Below are 21152 nucleotides of genomic sequence, written 5' to 3'. Positions count from 1 at the left end.
CGGACGCCGGGCCGGCCCTGATCAGGCGTGAAGATTTGGTGAGGACCACGGTTTCACGTGAAACATCTGTAAACCATGACCCTCTCCGCCGCGTACGGCGTGTTCAGCGCCGCACCGAAACCGGCCCGTTCATGCCCGGCCAGTCGGAATAGCCGTTGGCCCCGCCGCCGTACCAATAGGCCTTCGGCGCCTCGGCGATGGGGGCGCCGGTGGCGAACCGCGCCACGAGATCGGGATTGGCGAGGTAGGAACGGCCGAAGCTGAACAGATCGGCCCGGCCGGCGGCCAACTCCTTCTCGGCGAGATCGAGGGTCAGCCCGTTGTTGCCGATATAGGCGCCCTTGAACCGCCGGCGCAGGGCCGCGAGGTCGACGCCCTCCGGCGCGTCGCGCGTCTGCTGCGTCACGCCCTCGATCGCGTGGACGTAGAGGAGCCCGAACCCGTTGAGCGCGTCGATATAGGCCCCGTAGGTGGCGTTCGGATCGGAATCGAGGGGCGTCTCGCCGGGCTGGGTCGTGGCGGGCGAGATCCGGATGCCGACACGGTCGCCCCCGCCCCAGACCTCGGTCACCGCCTGGACGACTTCCAGCGGGAAGCGCAGGCGGTTCTCGATGGAGCCGCCGTAGCGGTCGGTCCGCCGGTTGGTCGAATCGCGGACGAATTGCTCCAGCAGGTAATTGTTGGCCGAGTGGATCTCGACGCCGTCGAACCCGGCCCGTTTGGCGTTCTCGGCCGCCCGGCGGTAATCCGCCACGATGCCCGGGATCTCGTCGGTCTCGAGGGCGCGCGGCGTCACGTGGGGTTTCATGCCCTCGCGGGTGAAGGCGGTTCCCTCCGGCCGGATCGCCGAGGCCGAGACCGGGGGCTTCCCGCCCGGCTGCAGGTCGGGATGCGAGATCCGCCCGGTATGCCAGAGCTGAAGGAAGATCAGCCCGTCATTCGCGTGGATCGTCCGGACGATCCGCGACCAGCTCTCGACCTGCGCATCGGACCAGATCCCCGGCGTGTACGCGTAGCCCACGGCCTGGGGCGAGATGTTGGTCGCCTCCGCGATGATCAGACCGGCACTCGCCCGCTGGCCGTAATAATCGGCGGCGAAGTCCGGGGGCACGCCGTCGTCGTTCGAGCGGCTGCGGGTCAGAGGCGCCATCACGACGCGGTTCTTGAGGCTCAGGCCACCGATGGTGACGGGCTGGAGGATCGGGCTGTTCGGCATAGGAACTCGCAAAAAGGGCTCGGCGATATGGGCGGCGGCGCGCGCGCCCGAGGACGGCACTAGGGACCGCCCCGCATTCTGACGAAGGGACGGAGAACCCTGCCGCCAGGCTGACAACCGGTGTGGACCGGGTGCGGGTTCCGCCTGGGCGCGCGGCTGCGGCGTGCCGGCCCGCATCGGGACGAAGCGCCGCTGCATCGGAACTTGGCCGTACCAGACGGGGCTTACCCTCCGAGACGGCCGCGCGCGGCCCTCACCCCGATCCCATCTGGAGCTCCTCGCCATGAAGGCACTGTGCTGGCACGGCCGAAACGACATCCGCTGCGACACGGTCCCGGATCCGGTCATCGAGGATCCCCGCGACGTGATCATCAAGGTCACGAGCTGCTCGATCTGCGGCTCCGACCTCCACCTGATGGACGGGCTCATGCCGACCATGAAGAGCGGCGACGTGCTCGGCCATGAGTTCATGGGCGAGGTCGTCGAGGTCGGTCAGGGCTTCACCATGTTCAAGAAGGGCGACCGGATCGTCGTGCCGTTCAACATCAACTGTGGCGAATGCCGGCAGTGTAAGCTCGGCAACTTCTCAGTGTGCGAGCGCTCGAACCGCAACGCCGAGATGGCCGCGGCGCAGTTCGGCTACACGACGGCCGGGCTGTTCGGCTACTCGCACCTCACCGGCGGCTATGCGGGCGGCCAGGCCGAGTATGTGCGCGTGCCCATGGCCGACGTGGCGCCGATGAAGGTGCCGGACGGCATGGACGATGAGTCGGTCCTGTTCCTCACCGACATCCTGCCCACCGGCTGGCAGGGCGCCGAGCATTGCGAGATCCAGGGCGGCGAGACCATCGCGATCTGGGGCGCCGGGCCGGTCGGCCTGTTCGCGATCCAGTCGGCCAAGATCATGGGGGCCGAGCGCATCATCGCCATCGACACGGTGCCGGAGCGCCTCGCGCTGGCCCGGAAGGCCGGGGCCACCGACATCATCGACTTCATGAACGAGGACGTGTTCGAGCGCATCAAGGAGATCACCAAGGGCCAGGGCGCCGACGGCGTGATCGACTGCGTCGGCATGGAGGCGAGCGGCGGCCATGGCGGCCTCACCGGCATGCTCTCCGCCGTCCAGGAGACGCTGACCGCCACCGAGCGGCCCTATGCCCTCGCCGACGCGATCAAGGCGGTCCGGCCCTGCGGGATCGTCTCGGTGCCGGGCGTCTACGGCGGCCCGATCCCGGTCAACATGGGCTCGATCGTGCAGAAGGGCCTGACCCTGAAGAGCGGCCAGACCCACGTGAAGCGCTACCTCGAGCCGCTGACCAAGCTGATCCAGGAGGGCAAGATCGACATGACCAGCCTGATCACCCACCGCTCCCACGACCTCGCGGACGGGCCGGACCTCTACAAGGCCTTCCGGGACAAGACGGATGGCTGTGTGAAGGTCGTGTTCCACCTCTGAGGCGCCGGTGCCGTTCCCGATCGCATCGCGACCGGGAACGGCCGTCGGTCCGCGTTCCGTCGCGTGCCCCCCGGCGGGTGCGCTCCGGGCGGCGGATCACCGGCCCCGGCACATGGGCGCGGGACAGCGGTTGCACCCCTTTTCCGCGACGCGCGAGACCCGGCGGCATCGCCCTGACGGTGCCGGCCTGGGCGCGTCCGGCAGCGGTCCGATCGGTGGGCCGCAGCGATCCTCGATCTGCAATCGGCACAGATCTGATCTCCGGTGTTCGAAGACAGGCCCCAGCCCACCGGACACTTTAACCAGCGGTTACAAATTATATAGACAGATTTGCATTTCTAAAATGAGGAAACTCTCCTCAAAATCAAATAATAAGTAAAACAACGCCTTCATTTTTTGCGATCAATCGCCCGCGATCTATTTAAAAGCGAACAAAAGCGATAGAAAATCTTGTACCCAGAAGAACAAAAACGACGTAAGAGGGCAGCCGTTCCGTCTGGTTCGTAGACATTCGGCAAGCAAGCGACAGCCACCAAGCGGGGGAGCGCACTGTCAAATGGCGATTTTTTCTGATCGGTGGACGGCCTCGAAGCTCGACGCCTTGGACCGGTCTCAGGCCGTGATCGAGTTCGGGGTCGACGGGACGATCCTGACGGCCAACAAAAACTTCTGCGACGCGCTCAACTACCGGATCGAGGAGATCCGCGGCCAGAAGCACGAGCGCCTGGTCGATCCGACCTATCGCGACAGCGCGGCGTATCGGGAGTTCTGGTCGGCGCTGCGGGGCGGCGTGTTCCAGGCGGGCGCGTTCAAGCGTATCGGGAAGGACGGCCGCGAGGTCTGGCTGCAGGCCACCTACAACCCGGTCCTCGGCCGCGGCGGCAAGCCGGTCCGGATCGTCAAGTTCGCCAGCGACGTCACCGAGCAGGTGATACGCACGATCGCCTATGAGGGTCAGATCAACGCCATCAACCGGTCGCAGGCCGTGATCGAGTTCGGGGTCGACGGGACGATCCTCACCGCGAACGACAACTTCCTCACCGTGATGGGCTACCGGCTGGAGGAGATCGTGGGCCACCGCCACAGCCTGTTCATCGAGGCGACCGAGCGCGACGGTGCCGCCTACCGGACCTTCTGGAGCCGCCTGGCCAGCGGCCACTACGAGCTGGCCGAGTTCCGGCGCGTCGCCAAGGACGGGCACATCGTCCACATCCAGGGCTCGTACAATCCGATCTTCGACCGGGACGGACGCCTCCTCAAGATCGTCAAGTTCGCCACCGACGTCACCGCCCTGGCGCAAGACCGCGACCGCCGCGCCGAGTTGCAGGGTGTCATCGCCCGCGACCTGAACGCCATCGCGGAGGCCTCCGCGAACGTCTCGCAGCAGGCCGGACAGGCGGCAGGCGCCGCGACGGAGGTCGGCAGCGAGATCCAGGCGGTCGCGTCCGGGGCCGAGCAGCTCGCCACCTCGGTCACCGAGATCAGCAGCCAGGTTGCGCAGGCGTCCGAGATCTCCGGCCGGGCCGTCGATCAGGCCAGGAACACGCAGACGATCATCGGCGGCCTCAGCGCGGCGGCCACGCAGATCGGCGAGGTCCTGGCGTTGATCCAGAGCATCGCGGCGCAGACGAACCTCCTGGCCCTCAACGCCACCATCGAGGCCGCCCGCGCGGGGGATGCGGGACGGGGCTTCGCGGTGGTCGCCGCGGAGGTCAAGGCCCTGGCCGACCAGACGGCCCGGGCGACCGAGCAGATCGGGACACAGGTCGCCGGGACCCAGGAGGCCACCCGGGAGGCCGTGACGGCGATCGGCACGATCCAGGCCACGATCGTGCGGCTGAACGCGGTGGCGGGGGCGATTTCATCGGCCGTCGAGGAGCAATCCGCGGTCACGCGCGCGATGTCGGCGAACATGCAGACGGCCGCGCAGGGGGTCGGCGCGATCGCCAGCGGCCTCGGCGCCATCGCCCATTCGGCCCGGGAGGCGGACCAGGCCACGCAGAAGCTGCGCACCGCCGCCCAGAGCCTGGCGTAACCGGACGCGCGGGCGCGGCGCACCGTTGACGGACCCACGCCCCACGCCGACAAGGGCGCGGGATTCCGGGCGCGGCCAAGGCCGGGCCGCGGTCCGGACCGGCGGGACGCGCCATGTGCAATCTCTACAGCCTGCGCACCGGACCGGCGGCGCTGCGCCGCGCCCTCGGAATCGCGCAGGACCGCACCGGCAACCTGCCGCCGCTGCCGGCGATCTTCCCCGACCAGATGGCGCCGGTCGTCCGGACCGGCGAGGCCGGACGGACCCTCGCGATGCTGCGCTGGGGCATGCCCGGTCCGAAGGCGTTCGGCGAGCCCCTGGTCACCAACGTGCGCAACGTCGGGAGCCCGCATTGGCGGCCCTGGCTGGGGGCCGGCCATCGCTGCCTCGTGCCGGCCACCGCCTTCAGCGAATATGCCGACACCAAGCCGCGCAAGACGCCGGTCTGGTTCGCCCTCGGGGCGGACCGGCCGCTCTTCGCCTTCGCGGGGATCTGGCGGCCCTGGACCGGCATCCGCGGGACGAAGCGCGAGAACCCGGACCGGGTCGAGGCGGAGCACACGCTGTTCGCCTTCCTGACCACGGAGGCCAACGGCGTCGTCGGACCGGTTCATCCCAAGGCGATGCCGGTCCTGCTCACGACACCGGAGGAATGGGCGACCTGGCTCGAAGCGCCGGCCGCGGAGGCGCTCCGCCTGCAGCGCCCGCTGCCGGATCCGGAGTTGCGGGAGGTGGCCCGGGGGGCGCGGTCGGACGGGCCCGACCCGGAGGCGGAGGACGCGCCCTGAACCGCGGTCGACCCGGCCCTCACCCGCCCGCACGGCCCGTGGCGGCCGCGGCCGTCACTGAACCGGGTCGCCGTGCCGTCCCTGCAGCAGGCGGATGGCCTCGCCCAGCACCGTGTGGAGGTCCGCCGCGCCCTGTGGACTGAGGGGCAGGCCGACCCGCTGGCCGTGGATCGTGTCGAGCACGACCACGGCGAGATCCTCGCCGATCAGCAGGTTGGGCTGGGGCAGGCAGAGCGGCAGGACGAAATCGCCCTCCACCTCGCCGAGGATGTCCACCGCGTCGGCGGGGCGGAAGGGCGGCTTCGTCTCGGTCATAGCGGCTCCCCTCCGCGATCCCGCTCCGGCAGGCGCAGCGACCGGACCGTGAGCCTGTCGATCTCCAGCGACCCGATCTCCAGGGCGCCGATCCGGGCGCGGCCCACGGAGAGACGGCCGATGGCGAAGGCCCCGAGCGCCACCGCGCCGAAGGCCACCACCCCGAGGGCCAGCGCGCCGATCGCCGAGGCGCCCACCGCCCCGGCCCCGACGGCGCCGGCGCCGAGCACCGCCGCATCGCGGGCGAGCGGGGCGCCCGGCTGCCCGCTCGTCGTCTCAAGCACCCTCGATGCGCGCATGTGCGACCCTCTCACGGCCGGTGGGAGACCCCGTATACCCGACGTTAACCGGGTTTTCACGTTAACCGGACGACGGTGAAGCCCGATCCCGGCCGGCCCGGACCACCCATCCATCCGCCCGAGAGGACGCCGCCGTGTCGCACCTGTTCCCGGCCATCGCGATCTTCGCCTTCGGTTGCCTGCTGATCCACGTGGGGCGCGCCTATGCCCGCGCCACCACTCTGATGCTCTCGGCCACCGCGCTGATGCTGAGCGTGGCCCTGGGCACCGTGGTCTGCCAGCGGATCGGCGTTCCGGGCGGCCGGGCCATGCCGTCCCTGGCGGCCGCCATGGGTCCCAGTCAGTAGAGCCGCGTCCGGTAGGCCTCGGCGATCGACGCCTCCGCATCCGCGACCTCCGCGGCCGCCGTCTGCTCGGCGAGGATGCGGCCGAGGCTCGGGAAGGTGCTGCGCGCGACGTGGCGCGCCGGATCCCACAGGCCGGCGCGGATCATCGCCTTGCCGCAGTGGAAGAACGCCTCCCGCACCTGCACTACGAGTCCCGCCGCCGGGACCTTGCCCGCGGCGGCCAGGGGTTCGAGCAGCGCCGGATCGCGCGTCATCGCGGCGGTGCCGTTCACCCGCAGGGTCTCGTTGATCCCCGGCACCAGGAAGATCAGCCCGAGCCCGGGGCTGTCGAGCAGGTTGACGAACGTGTCGATCCGGTTGTTGCCGCGCCGGTCCGGGATCACCAGGGTGCGCGGGTCCGGGACGGCCACGAAGCCCGGCGCGTCGCCCCGGGGGCTGGCATCGACGTTGCCCGCGGCATCGGCGCTCGCCACCACCACGAACGGCGACAGGGCGATGAACCGCCGGGCGTAGGCGTCGAGATGGTCGAGCACCTTGCGGGCCGCCAGGGGCCCGACGGCGCCGAACTGCGCGCGCAGCGCCGTCGCATCGGAGGTCGCGGAGGGATCGGGCGTTTCGGCGTCCATGGGTACCTCGTCGCCCCCCCGACTCGCCCGGTAGGGGCGGCCGCGTCAAGGGCGATCAGGGCCAGACCCGGATCGCCACCGGGCGGCGCAGCAGGTCCCGGTCGGAGGTGATCGTGCAGCCCTCGGTCCGCAGGCTGGCATAGGTCAGGAGCGCCGAGTCGCCAACATCGTCGAAATTGCGCCCCCGTGCATCCGGGTCGAGGAGCGACGGGTAGGCGATCAGCGGCCCGGTCGCCGTGCAGGGATCGTCGTAGAGGGTCGCGCCCGCGACGAGCAGGCGCGGGCTGTCCCAGGCGATCAGGTCGCGGGAGCTGGTCCAGTAGAAGCCGGAGCGCGCGAAACCTTCGCCGGCCTTGGCCATAAAGACCGCGATCCAGGCGCCGCTGGCCCGGTGGCGGACCACCGCCCCGACCGGACCCGGGAACGGCCCCACCGGCCGGCAGGTGGCGGGCCTGGGCGCCGGCGCCCGGTAGGGATCCGGGAAGGCGGCGGTGAAGCCGGTGCCGGTCCAGGCGCGCCAGCGGGTCGGGTCGGCGGGATCGTCGCTGCGGAACAGGCAGACGCCCGCCTCCTGGTCGCTGCCGGGGCGGGTCCAGCCCGTGGTCGAAGCCATAACATAGCGCCAGCGCCCGTCCGCGACGATGTTCGAGGGGTTGAAGAAGCCCCGGTGCCGCCCCTGGTCGACCTCCTGCCGGAACGGGGCGCCGGCCACCACCACCGGCGGGCTCTGCCGCGTGAAGCTGCGCCCGCCATCGGTCGAAGCGGCGGCGGTGATCGTGTTGTACCAGCAGGCCATGTAGGAACCGGCCGAGCAGCGGCCGGGATGCTCGTTGGCCTGGTATTCGTGGTGCAGGAGCGCGGCGACGCGGGTGCCATCCTCGGTCCAGGTCGCGGTGATCCAGGACCGGTCGTCATAGGCCGCCGGATCGGCCTTCTCGCCCGAATCGAGCACCACTGTGCAGTCGATCGTGAGATGGCCGAGATCCGGGCCCCGGAGCGCCCGGTTGCGGTAGTGCAGGCCGTAGAGCGCCACCGCACCGGACGCATCGCGAAAGGCGCGCGCCGGCGCATCCGGGACATCGGCCCCGTCGCAGGCATCGCGCCCGGCCTTGAAGACCGGCGACGGCGGCCCGACCAGCGTCAGGGCGGACAGGGGCGGCTCGGAGGCGGCCCGGGCCGCCGGGGACAGGAGCAGGGGGACCGCCAGGAGCGTCGCGGCGCGCAGGCCGGGACGCAGCCGGCTCCCTCCCCTCTCTGCGGGGGCGGGTGGGCCGGCCGTCAGGCCGGGTCGGGAGAGGGGAGCGCGGGTGCCGGAGCGGTCACGACAGGCGCGAAACCCTGACGCGCCGCGCGGCCCCTCTTGCGGGACTTCGTCCCGCCCCGCCCGGCTTCCCAGGGTCCCCTCCCCCGCCGGAGGGGGCGGGAGAAGCGGCGTCGCCGTGAGCACCCGCCTGGTCAACCGATACGCCCAGCCCATGGTGGTCATCCGGGTGCGTCCCGGCCGCGCCTGGACAAAGCGCCCGAGATTCGCTTGAGAACCGTTACAGAGTGCTTGCCGTCCGGCCGCCGTCCGAAAGTTCCTCATGCTCCTTCTGATCCTCGGGCTCGTGCTGTTCCTGGGCACGCACGCCTTCTCGATGGCCCGCCACCGGCGCGCCGCGATCGTGGGCCGGATCGGCGAGAACCGGTACAAGCTCGGCTACACCGCCCTGTCGCTGCTGGGGCTGGTGCTGGTCGGGATCGGCTTCCACGATTACCGGCTCGCCGGCTACATTCCGGTCTGGGACCCGCCGATCTGGACGCGCCACCTGGCCCTGACCCTCGTCTGGCTCGCCTTCATCTGCCTCGCCGCCGCATATCTGCCGGGCCATATCCGGGCGAAGGCCAAGCACCCGATGCTCCTCGCCGTGAAGATCTGGGCGACCGCGCACCTCCTCGCCAACGGCGACCTCGGCTCGATGCTCCTGTTCGGCGGCTTCCTGGCCTGGGCGGTGGCGGCCCGGATCAGCGCCAAGCGCCGGGCGCTGGCCCCCGGGGCGGTGGTGGCCCAGCACGGCGGCGCCGTCGCGGCCCCGATGGGCTGGCGCAACGACATCCTCGCCCTGGTGATCGGCACGGCCGCCTGGTTCGTCTTCGCCCGCTACCTGCACTACCCGCTGATCGGCGTTTCGGTCTGGCCGGGGACCGCCTGAGACGCGCCCTGTCGCCATCGCGGCCCCCGTGTGTTAGGCGCGGGGCCCGATCGAGGTACGAGGTGGCCCGCTGAAATCATGCGGGCCGGGACATGATGGCCGAGAACAACGAGTTCCTCCGCGAGGTCGACGAGGATTACCGCCGCGACCGGATCCTCCAGATCTGGAAGCGCTACAGCGGCGTGATCATCGCGCTCGCCGTGCTCGTGGTGGCGGGCGTCGCCGGCTGGCGCTACTGGCAGAATCAGCAGCGCGTGGCCGCCGAGACCGCCTCGGTGCAGTTCGACGACGCCAACCGCCTGGCCCGGGACGGCAAAGTCGCCGACGCCGACAAGGCCTTCGACGCCCTGGAGGCGCAGGGCCCTGCGGGCTACCGCCTCCTCGCCCGGTTCCGCGCGGCGGCCGAGACCAGCAAGCGGGACCCGGCTGCGGGGGCCGCGGAATTCGACACGCTCGCCGGCGATACCGGCCTCGGCGACGGCCTGCGCGACCTGGCGCGCCTGCGCGCCGCGCTGCTGCGCCTCGACGGGCCGAACCCGGATCCGGCGCTCGCCAACCTGCAGGGCTTGGCCGCCGGCACCCCGTTCCGCCACACCGCCCGCGAGATGCTGGGCCTCGCCGCCCTGAAGAAGGGCGACTACGAGGAGGCCGGGCGCTGGTTCGACCAGATCGTGGCCGATCCCGACACCCCCCGGAACTTGCGCGAGCGCATCGAGGTCTACGCGGCGATCGTCGCCGGCGGCCCCGTCACGGTGACCGAGGCCAAGCCCGAACCCGCCGCCCCGCCCCCGCCGATCACACGCTGATTCGCTTCGGACTTCGAGACACACCATGGACATGCCGACCGTCGCGATCGTCGGGAGGCCGAACGTCGGCAAGTCGACCCTGTTCAACCGCCTTGTGGGCAAGAAGCTCGCGCTGGTCGACGACCGCCCGGGCGTGACCCGCGACCGGCGGGAGGGCGACGTGACCTTCGGCGGCCTCCGGTTCCGGGTGATCGACACCGCCGGCCTGGAGGAGTCGGACGCCGCGACCCTCATGGGCCGGATGCGGATGCAGACCGAGGCGGCGATCCTCGCCGCCGACGTGGTGCTGTTCGTTATCGACGCCCGCGCCGGGGTGCTGCCGGCCGACCAGCCCTTCGCCGAGCAGGTGCGCCGCGCCGGCTGCCCGGTCATCCTGATCGCCAACAAGGCCGAGGGCGGCACCGGGCTCGCCGGGGCCTACGAGGCCTTCACCCTCGGGCTCGGCGACCCAATCCCGTTCTCGGCCGAGCATGGCGAGGGCCTGGGCGAGCTGCACGAGGCGCTGAAGGGCGCCCTGCCCCAGACCGACGACGAGGACGACACCGACGCGGACGCCCCCGGCGGCCGCGCCCTGAAGGTCGCCATCGTGGGCCGGCCGAATGCCGGCAAGTCCACCCTGATCAACCGCATGCTCGGCGAGGATCGGCTGCTGGTCGGCCCCGAGGCCGGCATTACCCGCGATTCGATCTCGCTGGACTGGGAATGGCGCGGGCGCCGGATCAAGCTGCACGACACCGCCGGCATGCGCCGCCGCGCCCGGATCGACGACAAGCTGGAGAAACTCGCGGTCTCGGACGGGTTGCGCGCCGTGCGCTTCGCCGAGGTGGTGGTGGTGCTGCTCGACGCCACGATCCCCTTCGAGAAGCAGGATCTGACCATCGTCGACCTCGTGGAGAGCGAGGGCCGCTCCCTCGTGATCGGCCTCAACAAGTGGGACCTCGTCGCCGACCAGCCGGGCCTGCTCAAGCAGCTGCGCGAGGATTGCACCCGGCTGCTGCCCCAGGTGCGCGGCGTCGCGGTGGTGCCGCTCTCGGGGCTGGCCGGCGACGGCGTCGACAAGCTGATGCAGGCGGTGGTCCAGGCGGCGGAAGTCTGGGACAAGCGGATCTCGACCTCGCGCATCAACGACTGGCTGAACGAGGCGACCTCGCGCAACCCGCCCCCGGCGGTGTCGGGCCGGCGGATCAAGATCCGCTACGCCACCCAGGTGAAGAGCCGGCCGCCGCATTTCGCCCTGTTCGGCAACCAGCTCAATGCCCTGCCGAAATCCTACACCCGCTACCTCGTCAACGGCCTGCGCGAGGCCTTCGAGCTGCCGGGCACGCCGATCCGGCTGAGCTTGCGAACCTCGCAGAACCCGTTCGACAAGGGCTGACGGCGGCCGAACGGCAGGATCCCCGGCACGTCCGCATCAACGTCAGCGGGCCGCTTCGGCGATCCAGTCCACGGCCGCCGCGAGGGCTGCGCGCTCGTCCTTCCCGTCGGCCAGCGCCGCCTCGTAGGCCGCGACCTGACCGTCCGCGCTGGTGCCGTCCGCGACGATCGCCCGGGCGCGGGCGACATCCGCGGTGCAGCCGAGCGCCGCCGCGTCCTCCGCCACCAGGGCGAGCAGAGCCTCCAGGGCCTCGGGGAACGGCACCGCTTCCGCTGTTGCCTCGTCGATCAGGCTCGCGCGCACGCCGCTGTGCTGGGCCCGCCACAGGTTCTCCGAGGCCAGCGCCCGCGAGACGCTGGTCAGGCCGGCATTGAGTTCTGGCCGGCGCACGCACAGGCGCACGAGGCAGCGGTACAGAGCGGCGACGCACAGGCAATCGTCAAGGCGGGTGCAGGCATCGGCGATGCGCAGTTCCAGGGTCGGGAACTTGATCGACGGCCGGAGGGACCACCACAGAAAGCTCGCATCGGCGATGGCACCCGAGCGGGTCATGATATCCACGAACCGCGCGTGGGCGGCCGCGTCGGCGAAGAGCTCGGGCAGGCCGGTGCGGGGCAACTCCCCGAATACGCTGAGCCGGTAGGCCATCAGCCCGGTCGCCTCCCCCTGCCAGAACGGCGAGGAGGCCGACAGCGCCAGCAGCAGCGGCTGGAACGGCAGCAGCCGGTTCATCAGGTCGACCCGCGCGTCGGGGTCGGGCACCTCGACATGGACGTGCATGCCGCAGATCAGCGCCCGCCGGGCCGCGATGCCGACATCCGACAGGATGCCCTGGTAGCGTTCGCCGTCGGTGGCGGTCTGGCGCGACCAGCGGGCGAGCGGGTGGGTGCCGCAGGCGAGCAGGCTGAGACCGTTCTCCGCCGCGATGCCGGCGAGCTGCGCCCGCTGCCCGCCCAGGTTTTCTCGCGCGGCCTGCGCATCGTCGAGGGGCGGCGTGCACAGCTCGACCTGGGCGGCGACCAGCTCGCGCCCGGTCTCGGGCAGTTCCGCCTTCACCCGGGCGTGGAAGCCGGCCAGATCGCCCCGGGGCGTGCCGCGGGTCTCGGCATCGGCGAGGAAGTATTCTTCCTCGATGCCGAAGCGGTAGCTATGGGCGCTCATCTGCGTCTCCGGCCGGCCATCGCACCCACATAGCAGCAGCAGGATCGGTTTCGACGGTGGCGCGACGACCTATCCGGCGACGACCGGAAGGCCGAGGGTGCGCGCGACGGCAGCCATCTTGTCGTCGAACGTCGCCAACGTTGCGGAGACGCGCCGGCACAGGGCGAAGTTGAGGGCCTCGGGCGTCCGAAGCGTGATGTCGAGGCGGCGCAGGAGGCTTGCAGCGGCCGCCGCATCCGTCGGGTCGAGGTCGACACGCTCGGCGACCGTGTCGCTCCAGCCGTCGAGATCCGCGAAGGCCATCCGTGCACGTTCGGCAGCGATCTCGCCCGTTCGCACCCGACGGCCGAGGGCGGACGCGAATTCCGCCGCCGCGAAGTTGCTGACGACGGGGATGGGCGCCAAGGCCCGGAAGGGCGCGTCGGCGCGTGCCGTCAGCGGGTCGTCCGTCAGCAGGGCGACCAAGACACCGGCGTCGAGATCGGCCCTTACCACTCGTCGTCGCGAAGGGCGCAGACCAGCTGCCCGGCATCCTGCACGGGTGCCCGCATCGGCACGCGCCGCAGGGCGAGCCAATCCAGGTCTTCGGCGGTGATCGGACGTCCGGCCCGACGGATCGGGTTCAGCGTCGCCACCGGATGCCCGTCGCGCGTGATCACGACGCCCTCGCCCGCGAGCGCGCGGTCGATCAGGTCCGTGAGGTTTCGCTCCGCATCCTGGACGCTGTGCTCGCTCATACCCGATGATAGGAAGCGCGCCGGTGCCCTGTCCAGCGATTCAGGCCGCCCGCAGCGCCCCGCCCACCAGCCAGGCCGGGTCGAACCAGCGGTCGGCCTCGCCGTCGTAGGGCAGGCGGGTGATGTCCCAGTTCTGAATGTACTTGGCGTAGACGTTCCACACCGCGATGCCGCCGCCGACGAAGATCCGCCGGCCCGGGTAGCGCGTGAGCACCGCTTCCGGATCCTCGTGGCTGCGGATCACGTCGATGGTGCGGTCCTTGAAGGCGAAGTCCGGGACCGAGGCCACGGTCTTCGGCCCGGCGATCAGCACGTGGCCCATGGTCAGCGCGAAGAAGCGCGTCACGTCCTCCACGAACAGCGGGTCGGTGTTGCCCTCCCAGGGCAGATGCCCGTTCAGGCCGAGCTGGCCGCGCAGGCCGATCGCACAGATGCAGCGGACGTCGATCATATGTTTGGTCCGGTTCGCCAAGCCAGCGCACCACGCGGATCCCACCCATCCCCTCATCCTGAGGTGCTGCGCAGCAGCCTCGAAGGAGGGCTCCAGAGATCGCGCGCCACCTGGAGGGCTCCTTCGAGGCCCGCTGGCGCGGGCACCTCAGGATGAGGGTGTTGGGTGGGATCAGGTGTTGCGCAACAACAGGTCAGGTCATTCGGGCGCGCGGAACTGCAGCACCCGGTCGGTGGGGAAATCGTAGAGCTTGCCGGTCTCGCTCCAGTCCGGCGCGGCCAGCCGCACGAAGTGGGGGGCGAGGTCCTCGGGCGTCTTGAGCGTCTCGGGATCCTCGCCCGGCATGGCCGAGCGGCGCATGCCGGTGCGCAGCGGCCCCGGGTTGAGCAGCATCGCCCGGATGGCGGTGCTCTCGTTCTCGGCCGCATAGGTGCGCACCAGCGCCTCCAGCGCGGCCTTCGAGACCGAATAGGGCCCCCAATAGGCCCGGCATTTCGAGGCCGCCCCCGAGGAGACGAAGATCGCCCGGCCGGCATCGGACATGCGCAGCAGCGGGTCCAGCGAGCGGATCAGGCGCCAGTTGGCGGTGACGTTCACGTCCATCACCTGGCCCCAGACCTTCGGGGTGATGTGGCCGATCGGCATGAGCGCGCCGAGGATGCCGGCATTGCCGACCAGGATGTCGAGGCGCTTCCAGCGCTCGTTGATCGCCGCGCCGAGGCGGTCGATCGCCTCGTAATCGGCGAGGTCGAAGGGCACCAGCGTGGCGCTGGAGCCGGCCGCCCGGACGGCGTCGTCCAGCTCCTCCAGGGCACCGACCGTACGGGCCACCGCGATCACGTGGGCGCCGGCCCCGGCGAGCGCCAGGGCGGCGGCGCGCCCGATGCCGCGGGATGCGCCGGTGACGACCGCGACGCGGCCTTCGAGCTTTCTCTGAGGATCAGCCATGCCGTGGACCTAGCGCATTTCAGCGCCAGGAGGACCGAAAAATTCCGGTTTCAAAAGGTCCGTGACCTTTTGCGGGGCGGGGTGGAAGCCTGCACAGACCCAGGGGCTCCGCCAAAGGGCTTGCCCTCTGGGAACCCCGTCTCGCGAGGTCAGTCCGCCTCGGCCAGCATGGCGAAGCGCTTCGGGCCGGCGATGGAGAGATCGGTCAGGCCGGTCGGGTAGTCGCCCGTGAAGCAATGGTCGGTGTATTGCGGGCAGGCCGAATCCCGCGCCTCCTCGCCCATCGCCCGGTAGAGGCCGGGGATCGACAGGAAGGCCAGCGAATCCGCGCCGATATACCTGCGCATGCCCTCGAGGTCGTGGGTCGCGGCGAGTAGCTTTTCCCGCTCGGGCGTGTCGATCCCGTAGAAGTCCGGATAGGTGATCGGCGGCGAGGCGATCCGGAAATGCACCTCGGCGGCACCGGCCTCGCGCATCATCCGGACGATCTTCACCGAGGTGGTGCCGCGCACGAGGCTGTCGTCGACCAGCACGATGCTCTTGCCTTCGATCGCCGCGCGGTTGGCCGAGTGCTTCATCCGCACGCCGAGTTCGCGCACCGACTGGGTCGGCTGGATGAAGGTCCGGCCGACATAGTGGTTGCGGATAATCCCCATCTCGAACGGGATGCCGGTCTCCTGGGCGAAGCCCAGCGCCGCGGGGACACCGGAATCGGGCACCGGCACGACGATGTCGGCGGCCACCGCAGCCTCGCGGGCGAGTTCCCGGCCGATCGCCTTGCGCACCGCGTAGACGCTCTTGCCGTTCACCACCGAATCCGGCCGGGCGAAATAGATGTACTCGAAGATGCACGGCCGCATCGGCATCGCGTCGGCGAAGCGGATCGACTCGACGCCGTCCTCGGAGATCACCACGACCTCGCCGTTCTCGACGTCGCGGATGTAGCGGGCGCCGATGATGTCCAGCGCGCAGGTCTCGGAGGCCAACAGGTAGCGGCCGTCGAGCTCGCCCAGCACCAGCGGGCGGATGCCCAGCGGGTCGCGGGCGCCGATCAGCTTCTTGTTGGTGAGCGCCACGATGGCGTAGGCGCCCTGGATCGCCTGCAGGGCGTCGATGAAGCGCTCGACGATCCGCGGCTTCCGGGAGCGGGCCGCGAGGTGGAGGATCACCTCGGTGTCGGAGGTCGACTGGGTGATCGCGCCGTCGCGCACGAGGTCCCGGCGGATCGACAGGGCGTTGGTGAGATTGCCGTTATGGGCGACCGCGAGGCCGCCGCTGGCGAGTTCGGCGAAGAGCGGCTGGACGTTGCGCAGGATCGTCCCGCCGGTGGTCGAGTAGCGCACGTGCCCGATGGCGGCGCGGCCCTTGAGGCGGGCGATGGTCTCGCCGTCCGAGAACGAGTCACCCACCAGGCCCGGGCGCCGCTCGGAATGGAACACCGAGCCGTCGAAGGAGACGATGCCGGCCGCCTCCTGGCCCCGGTGCTGCAGGGCGTGCAGGCCCAAAGCCACGATGGCCGAGGCCTCCGGATGGCCGAAGATGCCGAAGACGCCGCACTCCTCGCGGAGCGTATCGCCGTCGAGATCGAAATCGGCCTGCGGGTTGGCGGCGTGTGACATGCTGCGGTCGATCCCTCACGGGTCCCGGCGGCGACGGGCCGGCGCGCCGGTCGCCGCGGATGCAATCCGTTCGTCCCCGGACCCGCTATCTAGGCGTTCCACGCGCCGCAGCCTACGGCGAATACCGCAGATCAGCGTCGCGTCGGGGCCGGTGCGGTCTCGGTCCGGCGCTGGGGCAACGGGTCGGTCTCGGCCGGGGCGTCGGCGGCCTCGTTGGGCGGGGTGACGACCTTGGGCTTCTTGAACTGCTTCAGGAAGCCTTCCGGGTTCTCAGGGAGCTGCGCCACCAGGGCGTCGCCGGATTTCTCCAGCATCGGGCGCGAGCGCGCCTGCGCGGCCCAGTCCGGCACCTTGCCCTGCACCAGCCAGGACAGGAACACCCAGCCGATCACGCAGATCAGGAAGCCGCGGGCCGCCCCGAACAGGAAGCCGAGCGAGCGGTCGACCGCGCCGATGCGCGAATCGAGGACCACGTCCGAGATCTTCACCGTGATGATCGACACCACGATCAAGGTCCCCAGGAAGATCGCCGCGATGGAGGCGACGAGCGCCACGGTGTCGCTGCTCACGTGCTGCTTCACCGTGGGAAGCAGCATCGGATAGAGGGTCCAGGCGACGGCGGCGGCCGCCACCCAGGCGACGATCGCCAGCACCTCGCGGGTGACGCCACGCACGGCCGCGAGCAGCGCGGAGACCGCGACGATGCCGAGCACGACGAGATCCAGGACGGTAAACGGCATCGTTGAGCTTTTTCGTACCCGCGGGGATGCCATGCCGGCCATGCGGCTCCCCCGGACCGCGGTCGATTTATACCAAGCCGGACCTCGGCCGTCACCCTAGGGGGGTCGACCGGGCAGCCTCTGTGCCACGAATGCATCAATTCTCGTTGCAGCAAAGTGTGTGCAACGCTGGCGTGCCGGGCGCGACGACGGCATTTTGACGATCACTGCGTCAGCCGCGGCCAGCCGCGATCGTTCGATCGCTGACTGGAAAATGGCTGGGCGATGCGTCCATCAACAGCCGTCAAAAAATCTATCCGCTCCGATGAGCATATCACGACCGTTCTTGGGTACCGGAAAGCCGTACCCGTCCCCGGATTTCTCCCATCGCAAGTCGCCAGACAGGTGATAGGGACTGACATACAGCTCCATACCTATCTTTTGGAGGGCTAGGTAAAGCGCCTGAACGGCGTCAACGCCAGCAGCAAAGCTTTCCCTTGCTTGGCTTGGCCATTCGATCCTATATCGACACATCCACATCCCATCTTGCAATTCGGGAGCATGAATAGAGACATCGATGCGCTTCTCGCCCCCCGAAGACATCGACGTCAGATTTCTGATTGCGATGATCATGCTTGGCGCCTCAGAAATTTAGTGGTGGAATCGGATGGCCGCGCTCGCAGGCAACAAGCCTGACCATTGCCTGAGCGTAGCAAGTGCGTAGTCCTGTAAATTTACAAACACTTAAATCGCGGCGGTATTGTTCGTCGCAATCTTTTTGAGAAGCGGCGAGCGCAAGCGGTAGATTTGTCTGGACATTCTGATTCTGCGGCTATGAGACCGCATCAGTAACGTTGCCATCTGTCCACCGCCCGGCGCCCGTCTGCCCAGCACGCACGCGCGGCTGATTTGGATTATATTCCTTGAATAAAACTGTGTCTTTGATGACGGCCATTCTCAATTCCAGCAAGCAAAGCTCTATTTGTCTGCTGGCAATTTCTGATCTGATTTTGAGACCGTTTTTCATATCCCGCCCCCGAGAACAAGATGGTCATATATAATTATATTCCTATTATCAAGCGCTCGGTTCGTTGAGGACTGGGCGAGCAACGTTCGATGGCGTCACCAAAGTCGGCGAGATTGCAGAGGAAGTATCCGCGCCAGGACCAGGCGCCGGTATTGAAGTATCCCCTGTCTAACCGCCCCAAAAATTTCTCCGCTGACTTCCAACTCTTCGCTCCCCGCCCCAGATTGATGTCCATCGGAGATCCAAGACGGCACGTGTTGCGTGTCGGCAGGGCATCAATGAGATGATATGCGTTGCGGAATGACCGAGCCCAAACCCATCGACGGCGCCCACGGCGCCCGCCTGACGATCGACCTCGGGGCGATCGTGGCGAACTGGCGGATCCTGGCCGACCGAGGGGGCGCCCCCTGCGCCGCCGTGGTGAAGGCCGATGCCTATGGCTGCGGGATCGGGCGGGTCGGGCCGGCCCTGTGGGCGGCCGGGTGCCGGACGTTCTTCGTCGCCCACCTGTCGGAGGGGGTCGCCGCCCGGGCCGTCCTGCCGGAGGCGGCGATCTACGTCCTGAACGGCCTGCTCCCGGGCACCCTCGAGGCCTACGCGGCGCACGGGCTGCGCCCGGTGCTCGGGAGCGTCGCGGAGATGGCGGACTGGGCTTCGTTCTCGGCCGGACGCCGGCCCGCGGCACTCCACGTCGATACCGGCATGAACCGCCTGGGGCTGCCGGTGCCGGAGGCGCTGGAGCTGGCCGGCACCCCGGGCATCGCCGCCTGCGGCATCGACCTGCTGCTGAGCCACTTCGTCAGCGCCGAGAAGCCGGAGAACCCGGTCAATGCCCGGCAGATCGCCGACTTCGCCCGGGTCCGGGCGGCCTATCCGGGCCTGCTTGCCTCGCTGGCGAATTCGTCGGGGGTGTTCCTCGACGGTGCCGGGCACGACCTGCTGCGGCCGGGCTACGCCCTGTTCGGCGGCAACCCGAGGCCGGGATCCATCAACCCGATGTGCCCCGTCGTCCGGCTGGAGGCCCTGATCGCCCAGGTGCGCGCGGTGGAGACCGGCGCCACGGCCGGCTACAACGGCCGCTGGACCGCTTCCGCCCCGAGCCGGCTGGCCACCCTGTCGCTCGGCTACGCCGACGGTTTCCCGCGGGCGATCAGCGGGCGGGGTCAAGCCCTGGTCGGCGGCGTGCCCTGCCCGATCCTGGGCCTCGTCTCCATGGACCTGATCATCCTCGACGTCACCGCGGCGCCCGCGGCCGAGCGCGGCGCGACGGCCGTGCTGATCGGCGACAGCCTGGATATCGACACGGTCGGCCAGGCCGCCGGCACGATCGGCTACGAGATCCTCACCGGCCTGGGTTCTCGATATGTTCGAACTTATGTAGGCTGAACCGATATCCCCGCGGACAGGCCGGACAGCCGGCGCCGGACCCGAATGGCCAAGATCCACCAGACCTTCGTCTGCCAGTCCTGCGGGGCGGTCTACAACCGCTGGCGCGGGCGCTGCGAGGCGTGCAACGGCTGGAACACGATCGTCGAGGAGGCCGCCGCCGCGCCGGGCCAGTCCGGGCCGGTCGCGACCCGGCCGTCCCGGGCCCGCGGCCGGGTCTTCCCGCTGGAGGGGCTGACCGGCGAGGCCAAGGAGGCGCCGCGCATGCCCTCCGGGATCGGCGAGCTCGACCGGGTGACCGGCGGCGGCTTCGTGCGCGGCTCGGTGATCCTGCTCGGCGGCGATCCCGGCATCGGCAAGTCGACCCTGCTGATGCAGGCCTCCGCGGCGATGGCGGGCACCGGCGAGCGGGTCGCCTACATCTCGGGCGAGGAGGCGGTGGGGCAGGTGCGCCTGCGGGCCGAGCGGCTGGGCCTCAGCACGCACCCGGTGCAGCTCGCCGCCGAGACCAATGTGGAGGATATCGTCGAGACCCTGAGCCAGGGCCGGCCGCCGGCCCTGGCGATCATCGACTCGATCCAGACCATGTGGACCGAGACCGTCGAATCGGCCCCCGGCACGGTCACGCAGGTCCGCTCCTCGGCCCAGGCCCTGATCCGCTTCGCCAAGACCACCGGCACGGCGGTGATCCTGGTCGGGCACGTCACCAAGGACGGGCAGATCGCCGGCCCCCGGGTGGTGGAGCACATGGTCGACGCGGTCGCCTCGTTCGAGGGCGACCAGGGCCACCATTTCCGGATCCTGCGCGCGGTGAAGAACCGCTTCGGACCCACCGACGAGATCGGGGTGTTCGAGATGACCGATGCCGGGCTCGCCGAGGTGCCCAACCCCTCGGCCCTGTTCCTGGCCGGCCGCGACCAGCAGGCCGCCGGCACCGCGGTCTTCGCCGGGATGGAGGGGACGCGGCCCCTGCTGGTGGAGATCCAGGCGCTGGTGGCGCCCTCTTCGCTGGGCATGCCGCGCCGGGCGGTGGTCGGCTGGGACCCGAACCGGCTGTCGATGGTGCTGGCGGTGCTGGAGGCCCATGGCGGCATCCGGCTCGGCACCCACGACGTCTATCTGAACGTCGCCGGCGGCTTACGGATCACCGAGCCGGCGGCGGATCTGGCGGTGGCCGCTGCCCTGGTCTCGTCCCTGTCGGGGGCGGTGCTGCCGCCCGAGACGGTGTATTTCGGCGAGATCGGCCTGTCCGGGGCGATCCGGCCGGTGGCCCAGGCGGGCGCCCGGCTGAAGGAGGCCCAGAAACTCGGCTTCGCCAAGGCCCTCATTCCGCAGGGACGCGGCGAGGGCGACAAGGCCCTGTCGGTGGAGACCCTGCGCCACATCGCCGACCTGGTGGCGGGGATCAGCGCGGGCGCGCCGCGGAAGGGCTCCGGACCGCGCGGGCGGGCCCAGACGCGCTACGCCGACGAGGAGGTGTGAGGGGCTTTCCCCTCCCCCCGGATCTACGGACGACACAGGTTTGCGGCACCAGCGCTGTTTCAAGCCGCGACGCGCCCCTCGCCCGCACGGGAGAGGGGACCGGAGCCTCCTGCCGCAACGGCCTGACTGCGGCCACGAATGAAACCGGTGTGGCCCGTAGCCCGTGG

Annotated in this window: 22 protein-coding genes; 9 read left to right on the top strand and 13 right to left on the bottom strand. The window is 70.0% G+C overall.

Going from position 1 to position 21152, the window contains the following annotated elements; all coding sequences use genetic code 11:
* Positions 1-103: 103 nt before the first annotated feature.
* On the bottom strand, positions 104-1216 hold the full coding sequence (locus tag AC3IF3_RS13880) for an alkene reductase (RefSeq protein ID WP_489229243.1): 1113 nt from the start codon (positions 1214-1216) through the stop codon (positions 104-106).
* A 283-nt stretch (positions 1217-1499) separates the two neighbouring features.
* Here AC3IF3_RS13880 and AC3IF3_RS13875 point away from each other — a divergent pair, with 283 nt between their 5' ends.
* The 3 genes from AC3IF3_RS13875 (at position 1500) to AC3IF3_RS13865 (ending at position 5495) form a co-directional block, all read left to right on the top strand.
* Positions 1500-2672 carry a zinc-dependent alcohol dehydrogenase gene (locus AC3IF3_RS13875; RefSeq protein WP_489229242.1) on the top strand — a complete coding sequence of 391 codons (1173 nt, stop codon included), beginning with the start codon at positions 1500-1502 and terminating at the stop codon, positions 2670-2672.
* A 556-nt stretch (positions 2673-3228) separates the two neighbouring features.
* Positions 3229-4707: a methyl-accepting chemotaxis protein gene (locus AC3IF3_RS13870; RefSeq protein WP_489229241.1), complete on the top strand. Its 1479-nt coding sequence runs from the start codon at positions 3229-3231 to the stop codon at positions 4705-4707.
* 113 nt (positions 4708-4820) lie between these two features.
* Positions 4821-5495 (top strand): SOS response-associated peptidase, encoded by a 675-nt coding sequence (locus AC3IF3_RS13865; protein WP_489229240.1) that lies wholly within the window; start codon positions 4821-4823, stop codon positions 5493-5495.
* A gap of 54 nt (positions 5496-5549) precedes the next feature.
* On the opposite strand, the gene AC3IF3_RS13860 is transcribed toward AC3IF3_RS13865, so the two are convergent.
* Positions 5550-5810 (bottom strand): hypothetical protein, encoded by a 261-nt coding sequence (locus tag AC3IF3_RS13860; protein WP_243969064.1) that lies wholly within the window; start codon positions 5808-5810, stop codon positions 5550-5552.
* Positions 5807-6109: a hypothetical protein gene (locus AC3IF3_RS13855; RefSeq protein ID WP_489229238.1), complete on the bottom strand. Its 303-nt coding sequence runs from the start codon at positions 6107-6109 to the stop codon at positions 5807-5809. The genes AC3IF3_RS13860 and AC3IF3_RS13855 overlap by 4 nt, the downstream gene beginning before the upstream one ends.
* Positions 6110-6243: 134 nt before the next feature.
* Here AC3IF3_RS13855 and AC3IF3_RS13850 point away from each other — a divergent pair, with 134 nt between their 5' ends.
* Positions 6244-6456, top strand: coding sequence for a hypothetical protein (locus AC3IF3_RS13850; protein ID WP_243969068.1), 213 nt, complete (start codon positions 6244-6246; stop codon positions 6454-6456).
* Here the strand turns inward: AC3IF3_RS13850 and AC3IF3_RS13845 are convergent.
* Together AC3IF3_RS13845 and AC3IF3_RS13840 are read right to left on the bottom strand one after the other, a co-directional pair.
* Positions 6450-7082: a pyridoxamine 5'-phosphate oxidase family protein gene (locus AC3IF3_RS13845; RefSeq protein ID WP_489229236.1), complete on the bottom strand. Its 633-nt coding sequence runs from the start codon at positions 7080-7082 to the stop codon at positions 6450-6452. The two genes, AC3IF3_RS13850 and AC3IF3_RS13845, sit on opposite strands and share 7 nt — an antisense overlap.
* A 55-nt stretch (positions 7083-7137) precedes the next feature.
* Positions 7138-8568: a hypothetical protein gene (locus AC3IF3_RS13840; protein WP_489229235.1), complete on the bottom strand. Its 1431-nt coding sequence runs from the start codon at positions 8566-8568 to the stop codon at positions 7138-7140.
* A 97-nt stretch (positions 8569-8665) separates the two neighbouring features.
* On the opposite strand from AC3IF3_RS13840, the gene AC3IF3_RS13835 reads away from it, so the two are divergent.
* The 3 genes from AC3IF3_RS13835 to der all read left to right on the top strand — a co-directional run bounded on the left by AC3IF3_RS13835 (position 8666) and on the right by der (position 11455).
* Positions 8666-9274, top strand: coding sequence for an NnrU family protein (locus AC3IF3_RS13835; RefSeq protein ID WP_489229234.1), 609 nt, complete (start codon positions 8666-8668; stop codon positions 9272-9274).
* Between the two features lie 95 nt (positions 9275-9369).
* Complete coding sequence (locus AC3IF3_RS13830) at positions 9370-10080, top strand: tetratricopeptide repeat protein (RefSeq protein ID WP_489220331.1); 711 nt, start codon at positions 9370-9372, stop codon at positions 10078-10080.
* A gap of 25 nt (positions 10081-10105) precedes the next feature.
* On the top strand, positions 10106-11455 hold the full coding sequence (gene der / locus AC3IF3_RS13825) for a ribosome biogenesis GTPase Der (protein WP_489229232.1): 1350 nt from the start codon (positions 10106-10108) through the stop codon (positions 11453-11455).
* Between the two features lie 42 nt (positions 11456-11497).
* Here der and AC3IF3_RS13820 read toward each other — a convergent pair whose 3' ends face one another.
* From AC3IF3_RS13820 to AC3IF3_RS13785, 8 genes are all read right to left on the bottom strand, one after another.
* On the bottom strand, positions 11498-12616 hold the full coding sequence (locus tag AC3IF3_RS13820) for a carboxylate-amine ligase (protein WP_489229230.1): 1119 nt from the start codon (positions 12614-12616) through the stop codon (positions 11498-11500).
* Positions 12617-12685: 69 nt separating this feature from the next.
* Positions 12686-13111 carry a type II toxin-antitoxin system VapC family toxin gene (locus AC3IF3_RS13815; RefSeq protein ID WP_489229229.1) on the bottom strand — a complete coding sequence of 142 codons (426 nt, stop codon included), beginning with the start codon at positions 13109-13111 and terminating at the stop codon, positions 12686-12688.
* Positions 13105-13353 carry a type II toxin-antitoxin system Phd/YefM family antitoxin gene (locus AC3IF3_RS13810; RefSeq protein ID WP_489229228.1) on the bottom strand — a complete coding sequence of 83 codons (249 nt, stop codon included), beginning with the start codon at positions 13351-13353 and terminating at the stop codon, positions 13105-13107. Before AC3IF3_RS13810 ends, AC3IF3_RS13815 begins: the two co-directional genes overlap by 7 nt.
* Positions 13354-13393: 40 nt before the next feature.
* Positions 13394-13804, bottom strand: coding sequence for a dihydrofolate reductase (locus AC3IF3_RS13805; RefSeq protein ID WP_243969081.1), 411 nt, complete (start codon positions 13802-13804; stop codon positions 13394-13396).
* A gap of 198 nt (positions 13805-14002) precedes the next feature.
* Positions 14003-14752: an SDR family NAD(P)-dependent oxidoreductase gene (locus AC3IF3_RS13800; protein ID WP_489229227.1), complete on the bottom strand. Its 750-nt coding sequence runs from the start codon at positions 14750-14752 to the stop codon at positions 14003-14005.
* A gap of 149 nt (positions 14753-14901) precedes the next feature.
* Positions 14902-16371: an amidophosphoribosyltransferase gene (gene purF, locus AC3IF3_RS13795; RefSeq protein WP_243969085.1), complete on the bottom strand. Its 1470-nt coding sequence runs from the start codon at positions 16369-16371 to the stop codon at positions 14902-14904.
* 131 nt (positions 16372-16502) lie between these two features.
* Positions 16503-17111 carry a CvpA family protein gene (locus tag AC3IF3_RS13790; RefSeq protein ID WP_489229226.1) on the bottom strand — a complete coding sequence of 203 codons (609 nt, stop codon included), beginning with the start codon at positions 17109-17111 and terminating at the stop codon, positions 16503-16505.
* A 273-nt stretch (positions 17112-17384) separates the two neighbouring features.
* A complete protein-coding gene (locus AC3IF3_RS13785; protein ID WP_489229224.1) occupies positions 17385-17723 on the bottom strand; it encodes a DUF6968 family protein in 339 nt (112 codons plus the stop codon).
* 694 nt (positions 17724-18417) lie between these two features.
* On the opposite strand from AC3IF3_RS13785, the gene alr reads away from it, so the two are divergent.
* Positions 18418-19503 carry an alanine racemase gene (gene alr / locus AC3IF3_RS13780; protein WP_489229222.1) on the top strand — a complete coding sequence of 362 codons (1086 nt, stop codon included), beginning with the start codon at positions 18418-18420 and terminating at the stop codon, positions 19501-19503.
* A gap of 45 nt (positions 19504-19548) precedes the next feature.
* The gene (gene radA / locus AC3IF3_RS13775; protein WP_243973365.1) at positions 19549-20985 is read left to right on the top strand and encodes a DNA repair protein RadA; all 1437 of its coding nucleotides are present in this window, start codon (positions 19549-19551) and stop codon (positions 20983-20985) included.
* Positions 20986-21152: the final 167 nt, after the last annotated feature.

The sequence above is a fragment of the Methylobacterium sp. J-118 genome (assembly GCF_057836565.1).
Note: the sequence above shows the minus strand (reverse complement) of the source record. Positions and strands in the feature narration are given on the sequence as shown.

Excerpts from the sequence above, each read along its gene's own strand:
- AC3IF3_RS13880 (WP_489229243.1), bottom strand. The coding sequence starts at position 1,216 with ATGCCGAACAGCCCGATCCTCCAGCCCGTCACCATCGGTGGCCTGAGC.
- AC3IF3_RS13875 (WP_489229242.1), top strand. The coding sequence starts at position 1,500 with ATGAAGGCACTGTGCTGGCACGGCCGAAACGACATCCGCTGCGACACG.
- AC3IF3_RS13870 (WP_489229241.1), top strand. The coding sequence starts at position 3,229 with ATGGCGATTTTTTCTGATCGGTGGACGGCCTCGAAGCTCGACGCCTTG.
- AC3IF3_RS13865 (WP_489229240.1), top strand. The coding sequence starts at position 4,821 with ATGTGCAATCTCTACAGCCTGCGCACCGGACCGGCGGCGCTGCGCCGC.
- AC3IF3_RS13860 (WP_243969064.1), bottom strand. The coding sequence starts at position 5,810 with ATGACCGAGACGAAGCCGCCCTTCCGCCCCGCCGACGCGGTGGACATC.
- AC3IF3_RS13855 (WP_489229238.1), bottom strand. The coding sequence starts at position 6,109 with ATGCGCGCATCGAGGGTGCTTGAGACGACGAGCGGGCAGCCGGGCGCC.
- AC3IF3_RS13845 (WP_489229236.1), bottom strand. The coding sequence starts at position 7,082 with ATGGACGCCGAAACGCCCGATCCCTCCGCGACCTCCGATGCGACGGCG.
- AC3IF3_RS13840 (WP_489229235.1), bottom strand. The coding sequence starts at position 8,568 with ATGACCACCATGGGCTGGGCGTATCGGTTGACCAGGCGGGTGCTCACG.
- AC3IF3_RS13835 (WP_489229234.1), top strand. The coding sequence starts at position 8,666 with ATGCTCCTTCTGATCCTCGGGCTCGTGCTGTTCCTGGGCACGCACGCC.
- AC3IF3_RS13830 (WP_489220331.1), top strand. The coding sequence starts at position 9,370 with ATGGCCGAGAACAACGAGTTCCTCCGCGAGGTCGACGAGGATTACCGC.
- der (WP_489229232.1), top strand. The coding sequence starts at position 10,106 with ATGGACATGCCGACCGTCGCGATCGTCGGGAGGCCGAACGTCGGCAAG.
- AC3IF3_RS13820 (WP_489229230.1), bottom strand. The coding sequence starts at position 12,616 with ATGAGCGCCCATAGCTACCGCTTCGGCATCGAGGAAGAATACTTCCTC.
- AC3IF3_RS13810 (WP_489229228.1), bottom strand. The coding sequence starts at position 13,353 with ATGAGCGAGCACAGCGTCCAGGATGCGGAGCGAAACCTCACGGACCTG.
- AC3IF3_RS13805 (WP_243969081.1), bottom strand. The coding sequence starts at position 13,804 with ATGATCGACGTCCGCTGCATCTGTGCGATCGGCCTGCGCGGCCAGCTC.
- AC3IF3_RS13800 (WP_489229227.1), bottom strand. The coding sequence starts at position 14,752 with ATGGCTGATCCTCAGAGAAAGCTCGAAGGCCGCGTCGCGGTCGTCACC.
- purF (WP_243969085.1), bottom strand. The coding sequence starts at position 16,371 with ATGTCACACGCCGCCAACCCGCAGGCCGATTTCGATCTCGACGGCGAT.
- AC3IF3_RS13790 (WP_489229226.1), bottom strand. The coding sequence starts at position 17,111 with ATGCCGTTTACCGTCCTGGATCTCGTCGTGCTCGGCATCGTCGCGGTC.
- AC3IF3_RS13785 (WP_489229224.1), bottom strand. The coding sequence starts at position 17,723 with ATGATCATCGCAATCAGAAATCTGACGTCGATGTCTTCGGGGGGCGAG.
- alr (WP_489229222.1), top strand. The coding sequence starts at position 18,418 with ATGACCGAGCCCAAACCCATCGACGGCGCCCACGGCGCCCGCCTGACG.
- radA (WP_243973365.1), top strand. The coding sequence starts at position 19,549 with ATGGCCAAGATCCACCAGACCTTCGTCTGCCAGTCCTGCGGGGCGGTC.